Origin of the sequence: Arthrobacter sp. B3I9 (assembly GCF_030816935.1) — a bacterium.
In the GTDB taxonomy this organism is placed as follows: domain Bacteria; phylum Actinomycetota; class Actinomycetes; order Actinomycetales; family Micrococcaceae; genus Arthrobacter.
In genome coordinates this window covers 2,134,987-2,151,402 of the sequence record NZ_JAUSYO010000001.1, presented here as the reverse complement: position 1 = coordinate 2,151,402, position 16,416 = coordinate 2,134,987, and the positions used below count along the sequence as shown (strand labels likewise).

The 16,416-nt window shown below is 67.2% G+C and carries 16 protein-coding genes; 4 read left to right on the top strand and 12 right to left on the bottom strand.

Annotated features, from left to right (window positions below; all coding sequences use genetic code 11):
- Window positions 1-54 precede the first annotated feature (54 nt).
- Window positions 55-669 (top strand): type IV toxin-antitoxin system AbiEi family antitoxin, encoded by a 615-nt coding sequence (locus tag QFZ65_RS10150; protein ID WP_306910053.1) that lies wholly within the window; start codon window positions 55-57, stop codon window positions 667-669.
- On the opposite strand, the gene QFZ65_RS10145 is transcribed toward QFZ65_RS10150, so the two are convergent.
- The 9 genes from QFZ65_RS10145 to pdxT form a co-directional block, all read right to left on the bottom strand.
- The gene (locus QFZ65_RS10145) at window positions 666-3,056 is read right to left on the bottom strand and encodes a bifunctional (p)ppGpp synthetase/guanosine-3',5'-bis(diphosphate) 3'-pyrophosphohydrolase (protein WP_373427576.1); all 2,391 of its coding nucleotides are present in this window, start codon (window positions 3,054-3,056) and stop codon (window positions 666-668) included. The genes QFZ65_RS10150 and QFZ65_RS10145 overlap by 4 nt on opposite strands.
- 149 nt (window positions 3,057-3,205) lie before the next feature.
- Window positions 3,206-4,216, bottom strand: coding sequence for a protein translocase subunit SecF (gene secF / locus QFZ65_RS10140; RefSeq protein WP_306910052.1), 1,011 nt, complete (start codon window positions 4,214-4,216; stop codon window positions 3,206-3,208).
- Window positions 4,217-5,992, bottom strand: coding sequence for a protein translocase subunit SecD (gene secD / locus QFZ65_RS10135; RefSeq protein WP_306910051.1), 1,776 nt, complete (start codon window positions 5,990-5,992; stop codon window positions 4,217-4,219).
- A 104-nt stretch (window positions 5,993-6,096) separates the two neighbouring features.
- Complete coding sequence (yajC, locus tag QFZ65_RS10130) at window positions 6,097-6,552, bottom strand: preprotein translocase subunit YajC (RefSeq protein ID WP_306910049.1); 456 nt, start codon at window positions 6,550-6,552, stop codon at window positions 6,097-6,099.
- A 214-nt stretch (window positions 6,553-6,766) separates the two neighbouring features.
- Window positions 6,767-7,867 (bottom strand): Holliday junction branch migration DNA helicase RuvB, encoded by a 1,101-nt coding sequence (gene ruvB / locus QFZ65_RS10125; RefSeq protein WP_306910046.1) that lies wholly within the window; start codon window positions 7,865-7,867, stop codon window positions 6,767-6,769.
- On the bottom strand, window positions 7,860-8,513 hold the full coding sequence (gene ruvA / locus QFZ65_RS10120) for a Holliday junction branch migration protein RuvA (RefSeq protein WP_306910042.1): 654 nt from the start codon (window positions 8,511-8,513) through the stop codon (window positions 7,860-7,862). Before ruvA ends, ruvB begins: the two co-directional genes overlap by 8 nt.
- 79 nt (window positions 8,514-8,592) lie before the next feature.
- The gene (gene ruvC / locus QFZ65_RS10115) at window positions 8,593-9,171 is read right to left on the bottom strand and encodes a crossover junction endodeoxyribonuclease RuvC (protein WP_306910040.1); all 579 of its coding nucleotides are present in this window, start codon (window positions 9,169-9,171) and stop codon (window positions 8,593-8,595) included.
- A complete protein-coding gene (locus QFZ65_RS10110) occupies window positions 9,168-9,923 on the bottom strand; it encodes a YebC/PmpR family DNA-binding transcriptional regulator (protein WP_306910038.1) in 756 nt (251 codons plus the stop codon). Before QFZ65_RS10110 ends, ruvC begins: the two co-directional genes overlap by 4 nt.
- Before the next feature lie 3 nt (window positions 9,924-9,926).
- Window positions 9,927-10,631 carry a pyridoxal 5'-phosphate synthase glutaminase subunit PdxT gene (pdxT, locus tag QFZ65_RS10105; protein ID WP_306910036.1) on the bottom strand — a complete coding sequence of 235 codons (705 nt, stop codon included), beginning with the start codon at window positions 10,629-10,631 and terminating at the stop codon, window positions 9,927-9,929.
- An 89-nt stretch (window positions 10,632-10,720) separates the two neighbouring features.
- Here pdxT and QFZ65_RS10100 point away from each other — a divergent pair, with 89 nt between their 5' ends.
- The 3 genes from QFZ65_RS10100 to QFZ65_RS10090 are packed head-to-tail and all read left to right on the top strand — an operon-like array spanning window position 10,721 to window position 13,306.
- Window positions 10,721-12,013, top strand: a complete 1,293-nt coding sequence (locus QFZ65_RS10100; RefSeq protein WP_306910035.1) for a Mur ligase family protein — start codon at window positions 10,721-10,723, stop codon at window positions 12,011-12,013.
- Window positions 12,010-12,810 carry a type 1 glutamine amidotransferase gene (locus tag QFZ65_RS10095; RefSeq protein WP_306910033.1) on the top strand — a complete coding sequence of 267 codons (801 nt, stop codon included), beginning with the start codon at window positions 12,010-12,012 and terminating at the stop codon, window positions 12,808-12,810. The genes QFZ65_RS10100 and QFZ65_RS10095 overlap by 4 nt, the downstream gene beginning before the upstream one ends.
- A 37-nt stretch (window positions 12,811-12,847) precedes the next feature.
- On the top strand, window positions 12,848-13,306 hold the full coding sequence (locus QFZ65_RS10090; protein ID WP_306910032.1) for a GNAT family N-acetyltransferase: 459 nt from the start codon (window positions 12,848-12,850) through the stop codon (window positions 13,304-13,306).
- Window position 13,307: 1 nt separating this feature from the next.
- Here the strand turns inward: QFZ65_RS10090 and QFZ65_RS10085 are convergent, their stop codons facing one another.
- From QFZ65_RS10085 to QFZ65_RS10075, 3 genes are read right to left on the bottom strand one after another with little or no spacing between them, the layout of a single operon-like run.
- The gene (locus QFZ65_RS10085; protein WP_306910029.1) at window positions 13,308-14,144 is read right to left on the bottom strand and encodes an alpha/beta fold hydrolase; all 837 of its coding nucleotides are present in this window, start codon (window positions 14,142-14,144) and stop codon (window positions 13,308-13,310) included.
- 48 nt (window positions 14,145-14,192) lie between these two features.
- A complete protein-coding gene (locus QFZ65_RS10080; RefSeq protein WP_306910026.1) occupies window positions 14,193-15,044 on the bottom strand; it encodes an alpha/beta fold hydrolase in 852 nt (283 codons plus the stop codon).
- 11 nt (window positions 15,045-15,055) lie between these two features.
- A complete protein-coding gene (locus tag QFZ65_RS10075; RefSeq protein ID WP_306910024.1) occupies window positions 15,056-16,357 on the bottom strand; it encodes a CapA family protein in 1,302 nt (433 codons plus the stop codon).
- Window positions 16,358-16,416: the final 59 nt, after the last annotated feature.

Here is a 16,416-nt window from a genome sequence, read left to right as displayed (position 1 = left end):
ACATGACCGCGGCGGGGCCTGTTTCCGTTCCGGGGCAGCCGGGACGATTGCTGCATGGTCCACCCACCCGGCAACCCTGACCCGGCTGCCCCCGTTTCCCTTCCGGCAGAGCTGTACTCCCCCGGTCGGCTTTTCTCGTGGCCGGAGCTGCAGGCCATGGCGTCCGACGGCGTGCTGACGCAGCTGTACCAGCGCGGTTACCTGCCGCCGGGCGCCCGGTCCACACCCCACCTACGGGCGCGCGCACTGGGCACTATGATCCCGCCCACGATCAGGCAGCGCGTGGTTGCCGGCCGGCTGACGGCAGCGTGGGTCTACGGCTGCGCCCAGGAACCGGACCGGCTGGCACTGCTGGTGGACGCCAACCGGAGGATCTCCAGCCTGAGGTCCACCCGGGGCTGCACCTTCCACGAGGTGCGGCTGGGCGCCCTGGACGTGGTGAGCCTGGGCGGACTGATGGTCTCAAGTCCCTTGCGGACTGCCCTGGACATCGCCCTGCATGTGGAGACGGATCGCGCCCTGCCGGTCCTGGCCGCACTGCTGGAACGCAGCGAACTCGGCGTGCGGCTGCGCCTCCTCAGGCTCGCCGTGGAAGCCACCCCGCGGGTACCCCACAAGAAGGCGGCGCTGGAGCGGCTTGACGCCCTCGAGGCCGCACGTCCGCCCTAGCTGCGCCGCCGGTTGCCGGTGGTCCGGTACACGTCGAAGACGCCGTCAATCCGTCGCACGGCGCTCAACACGTGGCTTAGGTACTTGGGGTCGCCCATTTCGAAGGCGAACTTGGAGATGGCCACCCGGTCCGTGGATGTGTGCACGCTGGCCGCGAGGATGTTGACGTGGTTTTCCGAGAGGATCCGGGTCACGTCCGAGAGAAGGGACTTGCGGTCCAGGGCCTCGACCTGGATTTCGACCAGGAAGACGCTTGACTGCGTCGGCGCCCATTCCACTTCAACGATCCGGTCCGGCTGCTCCAGGAGGCCAGTGACGTTGCTGCAGTCGGTCCGGTGCACGGAGACGCCGGAGCCGCGGGTGACGAAGCCCAGAATCGGGTCCGGCGGCACCGGGGTGCAACAGCGGGCGAGCTTGACCCAGACGTCATCGACACCGCGGACCACAACACCGGAATCGGAGTAGCGGGCCTTGGTCACCTGGGTCGGGATGGACACCTCGGTGAGGTCGTCCTCGGGGGTGTCGTTGCCGCCGAGGCTCTCAACGAGGCGTTCCATCACGGACTGGGCCGAGGTGTGCCCGTCGCCAACACCGGCGTAAAGCCCTGAGATGTCGACGTACTTGAAGTCCTCCGCGATCGCCGCGAGGGCATCGTGTGTCATGAGTCGCTGCAGCGGCAGGTTCTGCTTGCGCATCGCCTTGGTCAGCAGATCCTTGCCGCGCTCGATCGACTCTTCGCGGCGTTCCTTGCTGAACCACTGGCGGATCTTGTTCCGGGCCCGGGCGCTCTTGACGAAGTGCTGCCAGTCCTGGCTGGGGCCGGCCCCTTCGGCCTTGGACGTGAAAATTTCCACCCAGTCGCCGTGGTTCAGTTCGCTGTTAAGCGGTACCAGCTTGCCGTTGACCCGGGCACCGATGGTGCGGTGGCCTACCTCGGTGTGCACGGCGTAGGCGAAGTCGACGGGGGTGGAGCCCGCCGGCAGGGCCATGACCTCGCCCTTGGGGGTGAAGACGAAGACTTCGCGGGCGTTGATCTCAAAGCGCAGGGAATCGAGGAATTCGCCGGGGTCGGAGGTCTCCTGCTGCCAGTCGACGAGGGAGCGCAACCAGCCCATATCACCGTCGCGGGGACTTCCCGGCCCGGACGCCGTGCGGTTCGGCTGGTCCTTGTACTTCCAGTGCGCGGCAACGCCGTACTCGGCCCGGCGGTGCATCTCGTGGGTCCGGATCTGGATTTCCACCGGTTTGCCGCCGGGCCCGATCACGGTGGTGTGCAGTGACTGGTACATGTTGAACTTGGGCATCGCGATGTAGTCCTTGAACCGCCCGGGCAGAGGGTTCCAGCGCGAGTGCATGGCGCCAAGCGCCGCGTAGCAGTCCCGGACGGAATCGACCAGGACCCGGACGCCCATGAGGTCGTTGATGTCGTCAAAGTCCTTGTCGCGGACAATCATCTTTTGGTAGATCGAGTAGTAGTGCTTCGGCCGTCCGGTGATGGTGGCCTTGATCCTGGCTTCCCGCAGGTCCTCGGTGATCTGGTTGCGGATGACGCTGAGGTTCTTTTCGCGCTCCGGGGTCCGGTCCCCCACCATCCGCACGATTTCCTCGTAGACCTTCGGGTACAGGGCGGCGAAGGACAGGTCCTCCAGCTCCCATTTGATCGTGTTCATGCCGAGCCGGTGGGCCAGCGGGGCGAAGATTTCCAGGGTTTCCCGGGCTTTCCGGGCCGAGGATTCCGCAGAGACGAAGCGCCAGGTGCGGGCGTTGTGGAGCCGGTCAGCGAGCTTGATCATCAGCACGCGGATGTCCTTGGCCATGGCCACGACCATCTTGCGCACGGTCTCGGACTGCGCGGCCTCGCCGAAGCTGACCTTGTCGAGCTTGGTGACGCCATCGACCAGCATCGCCACCTCGGGTCCGAACTCGGCCTTGAGGTCCGCCAGGGTATAGGAGGTATCCTCCACAGTGTCGTGCAGCAACGCCGCGGCCAAGGTTGTGCCGCTGAGGCCCAGTTCAGCGAGGATGGTGGCGACGGCCACCGGGTGGGTGATGTAGGGGTCCCCGCTCTTGCGCTTCTGCCCGCGATGGCAACGCTCCGCCACGACAAAAGCGCGCTGGATGAGGTCGAAGTCCTCTTTGGGGTTGTTGGCGCGGACCGTGCGCAGCAACGGCTCGAGGATGGGCGAGTAGGCGGGAGCGCCGCGTCCCGTCAGCCGGGCGAGCCGGGAGCGCGTACGTTCCCGCCGGCCGGGGAACGTAGGCCGGGCGCCGGAGTCGACCGGAACGGCGGATTCAGCGCGCACGGGAGCCACCACGCCAGTCTGCGAAGCCTGGCTAGCACTCTTATCCGCTGGTGCCGCCTGCACCGGCGTCGAACGTTCTTCCAATGAAGCACCCCTCACAACCCGTTAATTATTCAAGTCTATTCCCGTGGCAGGATACTTCGATAACCGGGCCGGAAACGGCGACGGGCCGGAGAGCGTCACGAATGACGTTCTCCGGCCCGTCGGACCCGACCCGGCGGATCTTCCGCCGGTCAGGCCGTGGCCGGCTGCGTGTTCCTGGCCGCGGCCTCGGCCCGGCGCTGCTCAACGCGTTTGGCCTGTTTGACCAGGTCGGGTTCGTTCTGGCGCAGCCAGGCGTAGAGCGGGGCGGCGATGAAGATCGTTGCGGCCGTTCCGATCAGGATGCCGACGAACAGCGCCAGGGAGAGGTCCCGCAGCGTACCGGCGCCCAGGAGTCCGGCACCGATGAAGAGGATGGCGCCGACGGGCAGGATGGCCACCATCATGGTGTTGATGGAACGGACCAGCGTCTGGTTGACCGCGAGGTTCACCTCCTCAGCGAAAGTCCGGCGCGTGGACGCCTGCAGGTCGTGGGTATTTTCGCGGATCTTGTCGAATACCACCACGGTGTCGTACAGCGAGTAGCTGAGCACTGTCAGGAATCCGATGATGGCCGAGGGCGTCACCTCGAAATCGCTGAGGGCGTAGACCCCGGCCGTGATGAACATCGTCACGAGCATGCCGGCAATCGCAGACAGCGACATCTTCCAGGTGCGGAAGTAGAGCGCCATCAGTACAGCGGCGAGGCCGACGAAGATCACCAGGCCCAGCAGGGCCTGCTTGGTGACGTCTGCTCCCCAGGTGGGTCCGACGAACGTGGATGTCACCTCGTTCTGGGTGACGCCGTAGGCCTTGGTGAGGCCGTCCTTGATCTGCAGGGTCTCGTCGTCCGTGAGTTTGTCCGTCTGGATGCGCATCGTGTTCCCGGCGACGTTCGCCACGCGCGGCACGCTGCCGGAGACCACATCCGTGACGGCCTTCTCGCCGACAGCCGGGTCCGTGGTCTGGACGTTGGATACCGTGAATTCGGATCCGCCTCGGAACTCGATGCCGAGGTTGAATCCGCCCTTGGCCACCGGAAGCAGGATCGAGAGCGCGACGGCGACCGCAGCGATCAGGAACCAGATCTTCTTGGCACCGACGAAGTCGTACGAGCGTTTGCCGGTATACAGCTCATTACCGAAAGTAGCGAAGCTGGCCATTTACTTGCCCTCCTTGGACGAACTCTTGGAGGAACCAGCAAGCTGGCCCTGCTTTTCCTGGTCCTGACGTTCCGCAAGGCGGCGCTCAGCGATGGTCATCCGGCGTTCGGCCTCGGCTGTGGCGCCGGTGTTCTTGGCGCGGACTGCCACCGCGGGCTTGTCCTGCGGAGTGCGGATCCGGCCGGCACCCCGGTACAGCGGAACCGCGCCGAGGCGCTTCGGGTCAAGCCCGGAGAACCGGTGTCCCTCCCCAAAGAACCGGGTGCGAGCCAGCAGCCTCAGGGTGGGGTGGGTGAACATGAAGACGACGATAAGGTCTGCGATTGCGGTGAGGCCGAGCGTGAACGCGAAGCCCCGGACGTTGCCGACCGCCACGAAGTACAGCACGAGGGCGGCGAGGAGGTTTACGGCCTTGGATGCCAGGACGGTCCGCTTGGCGCGCTTCCACCCGTTCTCCACCGCGGACACGAGGCCGCGGCCCTCACGGAGCTCGTCACGGATGCGTTCGAAGTAGACGATGAACGAGTCCGCCGTCTGGCCGATCGCGACGATGAGGCCCGCGACGCCGGCGAGGGACAGGCGGTAGTTTTCGGTCCAGCCCAGGATGGCGATGGCCAGGTACGTCAGTGCGCCTGCCACCACGAGGGATGCGACGGTGACGAAGCCGAGCGCCCGGTACTGGAACAGCGAGTAGACCACCACGAGGAGCAGGCCGATCAGGCCGGCGAGCATGCCCATCCGGAGCTGTTCCCCGCCGAGCGTTGCCGAGATCTGCTGTTCGCTCTGGATTTCGAAGCTGATCGGCAGGGCGCCGAACCGCAGCTGGTCCGAGAGCGCCTTCGCAGACGCCTCCGTGAACCCGCCGGTGATCTGGGGGCGCCCGTCGGTGATGACGGCGAGGGAACGCGGGGCGGAAATGACCTGGTCGTCGAGGACAATGGCGAACTGGGCCTTCGGGTCGGTACCGGTCGCGCCGCCTGCGGCGCTGTAGAACTGGTACAGCCGCTCGGTGACTTCCTTGAACTTTGCGGTGCCCTCGTCGTCGAACTGGATGTTGACGGCCCACTCGTTGGTGACCGCCCCCTGCGCTCCGCGCTGGAGCTGGAAGGACGAACCCTTGATGTTCGAGCCCTTCACCTCGACGGGACCAAGAATGTACTTGATCGCGGGAGAGCCGGCAGCGGCGGGCTCGCAGGTGACCAGCGGCTTGGCCGGGTCCGAGCGCTCCTGCTTGTCCTGCGACGGGTTGTCACAGTCCAGCGCCTCGAACTGCTGGTAGATCTCGGGGGTGATCCAGTTGTCGTCGCTGCTGTTGGCGGGCTCCGCGGTGGGTTTCGGCAGCTGCTCGACCGGGGTCCGTGACTCGGCCGGGACCGCTGCGCCGGCACCGGACTGCAGGACCGGCCGGAAGTTCATGTCGGCGGAGGCCTGGATCAGGGCGCGGGTTTCCTTCGAAGGGGTGCCCGGGAGGCTTACGACGACGTTGCGGCCGGACTGCGTGCTGATTTCAGCTTCCGCGACGCCCGAGCCGTCCACACGCTGGCGGATGATCGCCACGGCCTGGTTGAGTTGCTCTTCGTTGATGTCCGAACCGCCCTCGACCTTGGGGGCGAGGATCATCTGCGTTCCGCCTTCAAGGTCCAGGGCGAGCTTGGGAGCCCAGCTCGCCTGGCCGGCCATGGTGCCGCCCGCCAGGACGGCAGTCAGGACGGCGAGAATAACGCCGAGCCAGACCAGCACCCTGAGGGCTGGGTTTTTGGGGCCAGTTCGTGCCATTGTCGATCTTTCTATTAATTACGGAGGAACCGCCGGCGCGGGCCCGAAGACCTGCACCGGCGGATGCCCGCAACCGGTGCTGCGGGATGGCTCAGATGGGCAGACTAGCTGTCTTTCTTGCCTTCGTCATTGAGGCGGCGCAACGTTTCGTCGGGAGTCTCGTTGCGCAGGGTGCTGCCGTTGCGGAGCGTGTTGTCATTGCGCAGGGTGCTGTCATTGCGCAGGGTGTCGTTGGCGGGGCTGTCCGCTGCTCCGGCGGTCAGTGCGGAGGCATCGTCGGGAACAACGGTCGGCTCCTCGGCTGCAACAACAGGTTCAACAATCTTGGTGACGGCCTGGCGGTGCACAGTGGCGGTGTTGCCCGGGGAAAGTTCGAGCAGGACTTTGTTCTCTTCCTCGTCGATTTCCACGATGCGGCCGAAAAGTCCGAAGCTGGTCATGACCTCGACGCCGGGGCCGAACTTCGACTGGAGTTCCGTCTGCTGCTGCTGCGTCTTTTTATTGCGGCGGAACATCATAAAGACGAACACGCCAAGCATGACGAACAGGAGAATTGTCATTGGATCCAAGGGGAAAGTTCCGTTCTGTACTTGCGTAGCTGGGTTTCAGCAACGTCCGCTTCACTCCGGGCCATGCGGCGGCCTGTCCGGCAGTTTGTATCCGCCAGAAAACCATGCCCGGCCAGCATCGGCCTGATACATGCCGCGCATAGAAGCAAAGACCCGAACGTGCCGAGCGTTAAACCAGTCTAAAGGGAAACATCCCTGCAAGCTGCTACTGACTGTTACGGATCCATTCCGGATCCGCTGGCACACCGGTATCCTCAGCGGCGTCCGGGGCCGCGAACAGTTCCAGCGGGTCCTGCCCGAAGATTCCGGCAGGCACGGCGTAGCCAAGGTGGCTCCACGCCGGAGCCAAAGCGATCCGGCCCCGGGGCGTCCGGCCCAGCAGCCCCTCGCGGACGAGGTAGGGCTCCGCCACCGTTTCCACGGTCTCCGTTTCCTCGCCGACAGCGATCGCGAGGGTGGACAGGCCCACGGGACCGCCTCCGAACTTCGTAATCAGTGCTTCCAGTACGGCGCGGTCCAGCCGGTCCAGGCCGCGCTTGTCCACCTCGTACATGTCCAGCGCCGCGGAGGCCGCCCGGGCATCGATCTGTTCGATCCCGTGCACCAGCGCCCAGTCCCGGACCCGGCGCAGGAGCCGGTTGGCGATGCGCGGTGTGCCCCGGGAGCGTCCGGCGATCTCGCTGAACCCGGCGGAGTTGACCTTGAGGTCCAGCAGGCCCGCCGAGCGGCGCAGAACGAGCTCGAGCTCCTCCACCGAATAGAACTCCAGGTGGCCGGTGAAGCCGAAGCGGTCACGGAGCGGGCCCGGCAGGAGCCCGGCGCGGGTGGTGGCGCCGACCAGGGTGAAGGGAGGCAGTTCAAGCGGGATGGCGGTGGCGCCGGCCCCCTTGCCGACGACGATGTCGACGCGGAAGTCCTCCATGGCCATGTAGAGCATCTCCTCGGCCGGCCGCGACATCCGGTGGATCTCGTCGAGGAACAGGACCTCCCCTTCCGAAAGGGAGGAGAGGATGGCGGCGAGATCGCCGGCATGCTGGATCGCCGGCCCGCTGCTGATCCGCAGCGGGGCGTTCATCTCGGCGGCGATGATCATCGAGAGCGTGGTCTTGCCGAGCCCGGGAGGCCCGGAGAGGAGCACGTGGTCGGCACTGCGTCCCCGCATCCGGGAAGCCTCCAGGACCAGTGAGAGCTGCTTGCGGACGCGGTGCTGGCCCACGAAGTCATGCAGGTTCTTGGGCCGGAGCGCAGCCTCGATGACCCGCTCCTCCGGTTCCTCTCCCCCGCCGACGAGGGACGGTTCAGCCACGCGCGCCTACCCTGTTGCCGGCGCGGGCGCCGTCCTGGCCAAGCCAGCGCAGCGTGGCCCGCAGGATTTCGGCCACGTTGCCCTGCTCTGCCAGCTCGGGGGAATCCGTCAGTGACTTGTCGATGCTGGACGTGGCGTCCTTTTCGGACCAGCCAAGGCTGGTCATGGCGGCGACAACCTGCGGCTTCCAGACCGCTTCAGCGGAGCGGACGGCAGCTGCGGCTCCGGCGCCGGCGCCGGAGCCGTGCGGCACCAGCTTGCCGGCCAGCTCCAGGACGATCCGGCCGGCCACCTTCGGCCCGATCCCGGGCACCTTCGTGAAGGACTTGCCGTCGCCGGAATGGGCGGCCACCCGGATCGCTTCGGGTTCGTGCACGGCCAGCACGGCCAGCGCGAGGCGGGGGCCGACGCCGCTGACGCTCAGCAGGATGTCGAACACCTCGCGTTCGTCATCGCTGGAGAAGCCGAACAGGGTGAGCGAGTCCTCCCGGACGATCAGGGAGGTGAACAGCTTTCCCTCCTCACCCACTGTGAGGCTGCTGAGGGTCTGCGGCGTCGCGTTCACGCTCATGCCGGCGCCGTTGAGGTCGATCACCGCCGAGGACAGGCCGACGTGCGCTACGGTTCCGCGGAGAAAACTGATCAAGGCCGGGCTCCTGGTTTGCAGCCGGAAGAACCGGCCATCCGAACATATCTACGAATACCCTAGCAAGCGCCCAGGACATTCACCGTGCACGCCGCGCCTTCGCCTCGGCATCCGCCCAGGCCCGCTGGGCGGGAGTCAACGACTGGCTGCCGGGCCCGGTGGTCGCCACCGCGGCTCCGCTGCCGGCCCGCCAGGCATGCGTGATCGCCAGCGCCAGCGCATCGGCGGCATCGGCCGGGCGGGGCGGGGCGTCGAGGCGGAGGATCTTGGTCACCAGCTTGGTGACGGCGTCCTTGTTGGACGTTCCGCTTCCGGTGACGGCCGCCTTGACCTCGGAGGGCGTGTGCAGCGCAACCGGGATCCCCCGGCGTGCAGCGGAGGCGATCACCACGCCGGAGGCCTGCGCCACCCCCATCACGGTGCTGACGTTGAGTTGCGAGAAGACGCGTTCGACGGCAAGAACGTGCGGTTCATAGCGGTCCAGCCAGTCGTCAATGGATGTGGCGATGACGAGCAGCCGCTGGTCGAGGTTTTCCTCGGGCGAGGTCCCCACGACGCCGAACGCCACCATGGTGGCGCGGCGGTTTTTTTCGACGTCCACGACGCCGATCCCGCAGCGGGTGAGGCCCGGATCGACGCCGAGGACGCGAAGGGTCACTCTGCTTCCAGTGCGGCCTGCACTTCGTCGCTGAGGTCGGCGTTGCTGTACACGTTCTGGACGTCGTCGAGGTCCTCGAGGGCGTCGACGAGCTTCATGAACTTCTTGGCTGCGTCGAGGTCCAGCGGCACTTCCATGGACGGCACGAATTCGGCTTCGTCCGTGTCGTAGTCGATGCCGGCTTCCTTGAGCGCGTCCCGGATGGCCTGAAGGTCGGTCGGCTCGGAGTGGATCTCGAAGCTGTCGCCGTTGTCCTTGACTTCCTCGGCACCCGCGTCCAGGACCGCCATCAGCACGTCATCCTCGCTGAGGCCGTTCTTCGGCAGCGAGACGACGCCCTTGCGGCTGAAGAGGTAGCTGACCGAACCCGGATCGGCGATGGTGCCGCCATTGCGGGAGATGGCGAGGCGGACTTCCGAGGCGGCACGGTTCTTGTTGTCCGTGAGGCACTCGATCAGCAGCGCCGAGCCCTGCGGGCCACGGCATTCGTACATGATCTCGGTGTAATCGACGACTTCACCGGTGAGGCCGGCACCGCGTTTGATGGCGCGGTCGATGTTGTCCGCCGGAACAGACGTCTTCTTGGCCTTGGTGACAGCCAGTTCCAGGCTCGGGTTACCGGCCAGGTCGGGTCCGCCCATGCGTGCTGCGACTTCGATGTTCTTGATCAGCTTGGCGAACGACTTGGCGCGGCGGCTGTCGAGGATGGCCTTCTTATGCTTCGTTGTCGCCCATTTGGAGTGGCCTGACATGCTTTACGCTTCTCCTCTGATCATTCGAATAAACAGTTCGTGCACGCGCTTCTCTCCTGTGACTTCCGGGTGGAAGGAGGTGGCCAGCAGCTGGCCGGACCGCACAGCAACAATTCTAGCCGTCCCCTCGAGGGATTCCGGGTGGCCCGCACGGGACGGTTCCACCTGTGCCAGGACTTCGACGCCGGGCCCGACGCGTTCCACCCAGGGCCCGCGGATGAAGACGGCGTGCACGGGGGGCACGCCGGAATCGCCGGCGCTGAAGTCCAGCCCCTTGAATTCCAGGTCCGTCTCGAAGGACTCGCGCTGCCGGCCGAAGGCGTTGCGGCGCACGGTGATATCGAGGCCGCCGAACGTCTGCTGCGGTTGTCCGGCGAGGTCCTGGGCGGGGTCGGCGATGTCGTCGGCCAGCAGGATCATGCCCGCGCAGGAGCCGTAGACCGGCAGTCCGGCGTGGATGCGATCGCGCAACGGCTCCCGGAGCTCGAAGATCCTTGACAGCTTGTCGATCGTGGTCGATTCCCCGCCGGGAATAATCAGGCCGTCGAGGCCGTCAAGCTCAGCCGGGCGGCGCACGCCGATGCCGGCCGCGCCGGCGGCCTCCACCGCGTGCAGGTGTTCCCGGAAGTCGCCCTGGAGCGCCAGGACGCCGATCCTCAGGCCGGATCCCACGCGGGTACCACGCGGGGAAATAAGGGGGGTGGTCATGCTGTCAGCATAATGCCCGGGGCTCCGCTTAGCCGCACCGGGACAGCCTTTGCAGGCCTCCATGCCGCCGCTGGGATATATTACAGAGCATGTTTTACTTCAGTGTTCCGCTCGGCAAACTGGTCCGCAGGGCCTCCCGGCTGAGGGGCGGAGGCTCGGCCCTTCCCGGTCTGGTGGTCGAGAAAATCGACCCCGGCTTCATGCAGAGGACACTGTCCACGCTGCCGCTCGGCGTCGCCGTCGTCAGCGGAACGAACGGCAAGACCACCACCACCAAAATGGTGGTGGAACTGCTGGAAAGCCAGGGCTTGAAGGTTTTCACCAACCGCACGGGCAGCAATTTCACCCGCGGTGTCGCCGCCGCCCTGCTCGGCGAGGTGGACTGGCGCGGGCGGCTCAGCGCCGACGTCGCGGTGCTGGAGCTTGACGAAGCGCACGCCGTGCACTTCGTCAACAGCGTGCCGCCGCGTTATTGCCTGCTGCTCAACGTCCTGCGGGACCAGCTGGACCGCTTCGGCGAGATCGACAAGACCGCGCAGCTGCTGGAGCACATCGCGTCCAAGACCACCGGGACCGTCGTGCTGAACAGGGAGGACCCCCGGGTGGCCCGGATCGCCGAGGCCATCGACGGGCCCGAGGTCCTGTACTTCGGACTGGATGACTCCCTGCTGAGCACCTTCCCCAACGATGACGAGATGCGCGCGGCCCCCGGCAGCCCGGTCCCGCCGGTCCCGGTCCGGCCGCGGGCCGACGTCGTACTCCGCCGTGTAGGTGCGGACGACGCGGATTTTGAGTACGACGGCGCCACCGTCACCACGGCGATGAAGCTGCGCGGCGTCTACAACATCTTCAACGCGGCCGCCGCGCTGACCCTGGCCCGCGCCATCGCGGTCAAGGGCAGATCCGCCGTCGCGGACAACGACGGCCTGCTCACCGCCCTGTCCCGGGTGGCGCCGGCGTTCGGCCGCGGCGAAAGCCTCGTGGTCGATGGCCTGCCGCTGGAACTGGTGCTGGTGAAGAACCCGAGCGGCTTCCGGCTCGGCCTCAAATCGTTCCCGGCCGCGGGCTACGCCACCATGATCGCGATCAACGACAACTACGCCGACGGGCGGGACATGTCCTGGCTCTGGGATGTCGAGTTCGACACCCTGCGCGACGGCGGCGTGGAACAGCTGAGCGGCTCCCGGGCCTACGACATGGCCCTCCGGCTGCAGTACGACGAGGTGCCGATCGGGGCCGTGAACACCGAGATCTCACCTGCGCTGGCATCCTTCATCCGCGACGCCAAGGACAAGCCGAAACGGATCTTCTGCACCTACACAGCCATGCTGGCCATCCGCCGTGAGCTGTCCAAAATCACTACAGTGGAGGTGGTCTCATGACCCCCCAGCAGCCGTCGGAGCAGCCCGGCCAACACCTGTCCTTCGGTCACAGGCTCCCGCCCGAGGACGCCTCCCCGAGCAAAGGGACCATCCGCGTCCTGCAGCTGTATCCCCGCGACATGAACATCTACGGCGACTGGGGCAATGCGCTGGTCCTCGCGCAGCGCCTCCGCTGGCATGGTTACACGCCCCAGCTGCTGGAATACAACGTGGGCGACGACTTCCCCGCGGACGTTGACCTGATCGTCGGCGGTGGCGGGCAGGACAGCGGACAGCTCGTGATCCAGGACGACCTGCTCTCCCGGGAGTCAGCGCTGAAGGACCTGGCCGAGAACGGCACGCCGATGCTGCTGATCTGTGGCCTGTACCAGTTGTTCGGAAAGTTCTTCAAGACGCGGACGGGATCGGTCATTCCCGGAATCGGCGTCCTGGACGTGGAGACGCACGGCACCGACGAGCGGCTGATCGGCAACGTCGCGGTATCCTCCCCGGAATTCGGCAGCATCCTGGGGTATGAAAACCACAGCGGCCAGACCAGCCTCGGCCCCGGCGTCACCCCCTTGGGGACGACTGCCAAGGGCACCGGGAACAACAGCAACGACGGCCAAGAAGGGGCCCGGTACCGCAACATCGTGGCGAGCTACCTGCATGGCTCCCTGCTGCCGAAGAACCCCCAGCTGGCGGACTTCCTGATCCGGACCGCCGTCGAACGCAAGTACGGCAGCTTCTCCCCCGGCAGCCCGGACGACTCCTACGCGGTCCTTGCCCGCGAACACGCGGCCCGCCGGCCGCGCTGATGGCCCGCTGGGTCTTTTTGACTGAGAGCGAGCTGCGGTGATCAGGATCGAGCGGGATGATCCGGGGCATGAGGACGTACGGGAGCTCCTGGCGGGGCATCTGGCGGACATGTTCGCCACCTCCCCGGCCGAAAGCGTCCATGCCCTCGCACCGGCGGCCCTCTCCGGCCCGGGCATCACCTTCTGGACCGGCCGGCAGGGCACCGAGGTCCTCGGCTGCGGGGCGCTGAAGGAGATCGGGCCGGGCGAGGGTGAAATCAAGTCCATGCGCACTGCGGCGCACGCCCGGGGCCGGGGAATAGCGGGCGCTCTGCTGGCGCGCATCATGGCGGAGGCCGTGGACGGCGGCTACATACGGTTGTTCCTGGAGACCGGAAGCCAGGAGTACTTCGCCCCCGCACGCCGGCTCTATGAGCGCCACGGATTTGAAGTGTGCGCTCCGTTTGCCGGCTACGTCCTGGATCCCAACAGCGTGTTTATGACCCGGGAACTCTGACTCAGGACCGGTTGACGAACGCCAGCACGTCCCGGGCCACCCGATTGCTGGAGCCGACCCGGAGATGCCCCTGGCCCTTGTAGGTGACCAGGGTGCAGTCGGGGATAAGCCCGGCCGTCTCGACGGCAACGTCCGCCGGAAAGAACCGGTCGCTGCCGCCGCAGATGAGCAGGACGGGCCCCTGGATCAGGGGCAGCACGGCACGTGAGTTGAAGAGCCGCTCCGCCCTGGCCTCTGTCAGCAGGTCTTCGGGCGGGTAGTCCGAGCCGGCCGACAGTCCCCCGCCGATGAGCGGTCCCAGCAGTCGGCGCAGCCACCGCGTGTGCCTGCCCGTCAACAGGTATTCGGTGAAGACCGTCCCGGCGCGCCGGGGGTCGCCGCTGGCCAGGGCCTCGGCCATCCGGGAATCGATGTCCTTGCCCCAGTCGCTGAGCTCCGCGGCCGTGATGATGAGCGCGATCCGGCCGAACGAATCCGGGTGCAGCGCCGCCAGATACTGCCCGACCATTCCGCCGAACGACTCGGCGACGACGAGGTCGACCCGGCCGCCGAATTCCTCCTCGATCACCCTGGCGTAGTCGTCCGCCATGTCGGACATCGTGTGCGCGGGCGGCATGTTCCTGCGCCGCGTGACGATCCACACGGCGAAGCCGGCGGCCAGATACGGCTCGAACTGGCGCCGGTACAGCCGGCGCATCAGCCCCCGCGGCACGGCACTCCCCGGGCCGCCCTGGAGGAACAGCAGCGTCTTCGGCCCCTCGCCCCAGCCCAGGTACTCCATGCCGTTGCGGAACGTGCCGACCCTGGCAGCGCGTGCGGCCGCTTCAGTCCTTGCCATCTATGCCTCCTGTCCGTGCACCTTACCCTGCGAAGTGAGACGCCGCCGCTACTTGTTGGAGAAGCTGCCGCGGAGCAGCCCGGCGAACTCCGCAGGCCGGGAGGCGGGCCACCAATGGCCGCCGTCCACCCGGATGACGGTGAGGTCCTCCACCCACTCCTCCAGCCCCTCCGCAAGGGCCGGCGACAGGAACGGATCACGGACCGGCACCACAACCTGGACAGGAAGGCCTACACGCCGGCCGGCCGTGCGGGTACCGCCCGAAAAGATGTTGGCCCGGTAGAGGGCGAGCCCGCGGACGGGGTCAGCGCCGACGTCGCGCTCCACCCACTGTTCATAGCGGCGGGTGAGGAAGAGCCGCCAGGCCGCATCCGGCAGCTTCGGCAGCAGGAAGACGCCGACATACGAGCTGCGGAGCAGCTGGCCCGCCAGCTGCGGCCAGGCGGCGGGCCTCGAAAGCCTGCTGCGGACCCAGCGCCCAAAGTGCCCCAGGTCGGGGCCGGAGATGCTGGTGTACCGGCCGATCCGCCCCGCAGCCCGAGGGTCCTGGACCGCGGCCCAGCCTTGGATAGACCCCCAGTCGTGTCCGACGAGGTGGACGCCGGCGGCGCCGACGGCGTCCAGCACGGCGAACATGTCGTCGACCAGTGTTGCCAGGCTGAAGTCGCCCGGGAAGTCGACGACGGCGGAGGCCCCGGCGTTCCGCGTGTCGTAGGCAACCACGTGATGGGTATGGGCGAGGTCCCGGATGGCGGGCAGGTACACCCGATGGTCATCCGGGTAGCCATGGACCAACAGCAGCGTCGGAACGTTCGGGCCCGGCTCCGCCCCGTATGCGAACACCGCTAGTTCTGCGCCTTTCGAGGCGACAGTGCGCCGCCGTTCAGGCAAGGTCTCCATGGTCCCCAAGCTTAGGGCTCTTTCGAGATGAGCAGCTCGTGGACCCCTGCCGACGCGGCGCCCAGCGACTCCACGACGGATTTGGTGCGTTGCCGCGTTGCCGCGTCGGCCGCGGCGCCGCCGCACGGACCCTGCGGCGCGTCGGCAGCGACCGAGCACCAGCGGTAGGGTCCGCGGACCATCACCGAGGGCACCCAGGCCAGATCGGAGGCGGTCCACGTTCCGGCAGAGTCCAGGCTGAACTGCGCCCGGACCAGCAGGCCTTCGTTGTTCACGACGTACCAGGGCGAGAGTTCGGTGATGCCGTTGCCGAGTCCGTAGACAATCCAGGTTGCCTTGTACTGCTCGACCGGCAGCACCGAGTGGCTGTGGTGGCCGTAGACGAGGTTGAACTGGCCGCTGTCCACCAGTGCATGGGCGACGTCCCGTTGCTGGGCGTTCGGCTCGCTGGAGTACTCGTCACCGGCATGCATGGCGGCCAGCACGATGTCCGCGCCCAGGGCCCTGGCCCGCCGCGCTTTGGCGATCATGGCTTCCGGGTCCAGCAGATCCACCTGCCAGGGCTGCTCCGGGCTCTGCCCGTTGAGGCCGTACGCGGCAGCTACCACGGCAATCTTTGCCGCCGGGGTCTTCAGGATCAGGACTCCCTCCGATTCACCCTCCGTGCGGTAGGAGCCCGTGTGCTGCACCCCGGCGGCGTCCAGGGCGTCGAGGGTGCGGACGAGTCCCCCGGTACCACGGTCAATGGTGTGGTTGCTCGCCGTCGTGCAGGCCTGGTAGCCCACCGCCCGGGCGGCGGGGATGATCTGCGGCGGCACGTTGAAGGAAGGGTACGCGGAGAAGGGCCCCGCAGCGTCCGCCACCGGAGTCTCCAGATGGCAGATCGCTAGGTCGCTCGCCGCGAGGTAGCGCCGCTGACCTTCCAGCATGGGGCCGAAGTCCAGCCCGGGCACACCGGCCTTGCGGGCATCCTCGCGGGCCTGGTCCCAGAGCTGGGCGTGGACCAGCATGTCCCCGGTGAACGCGACGGTGACGCAGCGGACCGCGGCGCAGCCGGGCCCTTTGCCCGGGGTCGGCAGCGGGGTCGGCAGCGGGGCTGCCGACGTGGGGGCGGCCGGCGCCGAGGCGGCCGGCGCCGGAGTGGTGCCGGTCGCGGCGTCCCCTGTCGTCCCGCCGGCGGCGGCCGAGGAACTTGGGGCGTTGTTGTCCGGGCCGGCCCCGATCAGGCCGCAGGAGGCCAGGACTGCCGCAAGAACCACCGATGCGGCGGTGGCGCCGAGGCTGCCGGGCAGCCTTGCTGAGGAGTTCCCCATGTGTGTCATCCTAGGTCCCCGCCGCTCCAAAGAGCCGAAGCGACCGTTGAGATCTTTCT

What these genes read in the sequence shown, in the direction of transcription:
- QFZ65_RS10150 (WP_306910053.1), top strand. Translation starts at nt 55, where the DNA reads ATGGTCCACCCACCCGGCAACCCTGACCCGGCTGCCCCCGTTTCCCTT.
- secF (WP_306910052.1), bottom strand. Translation starts at nt 4,216, where the DNA reads ATGGCCAGCTTCGCTACTTTCGGTAATGAGCTGTATACCGGCAAACGC.
- secD (WP_306910051.1), bottom strand. Translation starts at nt 5,992, where the DNA reads ATGGCACGAACTGGCCCCAAAAACCCAGCCCTCAGGGTGCTGGTCTGG.
- yajC (WP_306910049.1), bottom strand. Translation starts at nt 6,552, where the DNA reads ATGACAATTCTCCTGTTCGTCATGCTTGGCGTGTTCGTCTTTATGATG.
- QFZ65_RS10110 (WP_306910038.1), bottom strand. Translation starts at nt 9,923, where the DNA reads ATGTCAGGCCACTCCAAATGGGCGACAACGAAGCATAAGAAGGCCATC.
- pdxT (WP_306910036.1), bottom strand. Translation starts at nt 10,631, where the DNA reads ATGACCACCCCCCTTATTTCCCCGCGTGGTACCCGCGTGGGATCCGGC.
- QFZ65_RS10100 (WP_306910035.1), top strand. Translation starts at nt 10,721, where the DNA reads ATGTTTTACTTCAGTGTTCCGCTCGGCAAACTGGTCCGCAGGGCCTCC.
- QFZ65_RS10095 (WP_306910033.1), top strand. Translation starts at nt 12,010, where the DNA reads ATGACCCCCCAGCAGCCGTCGGAGCAGCCCGGCCAACACCTGTCCTTC.
- QFZ65_RS10085 (WP_306910029.1), bottom strand. Translation starts at nt 14,144, where the DNA reads ATGGCAAGGACTGAAGCGGCCGCACGCGCTGCCAGGGTCGGCACGTTC.
- QFZ65_RS10080 (WP_306910026.1), bottom strand. Translation starts at nt 15,044, where the DNA reads ATGGAGACCTTGCCTGAACGGCGGCGCACTGTCGCCTCGAAAGGCGCA.
- QFZ65_RS10075 (WP_306910024.1), bottom strand. Translation starts at nt 16,357, where the DNA reads ATGGGGAACTCCTCAGCAAGGCTGCCCGGCAGCCTCGGCGCCACCGCC.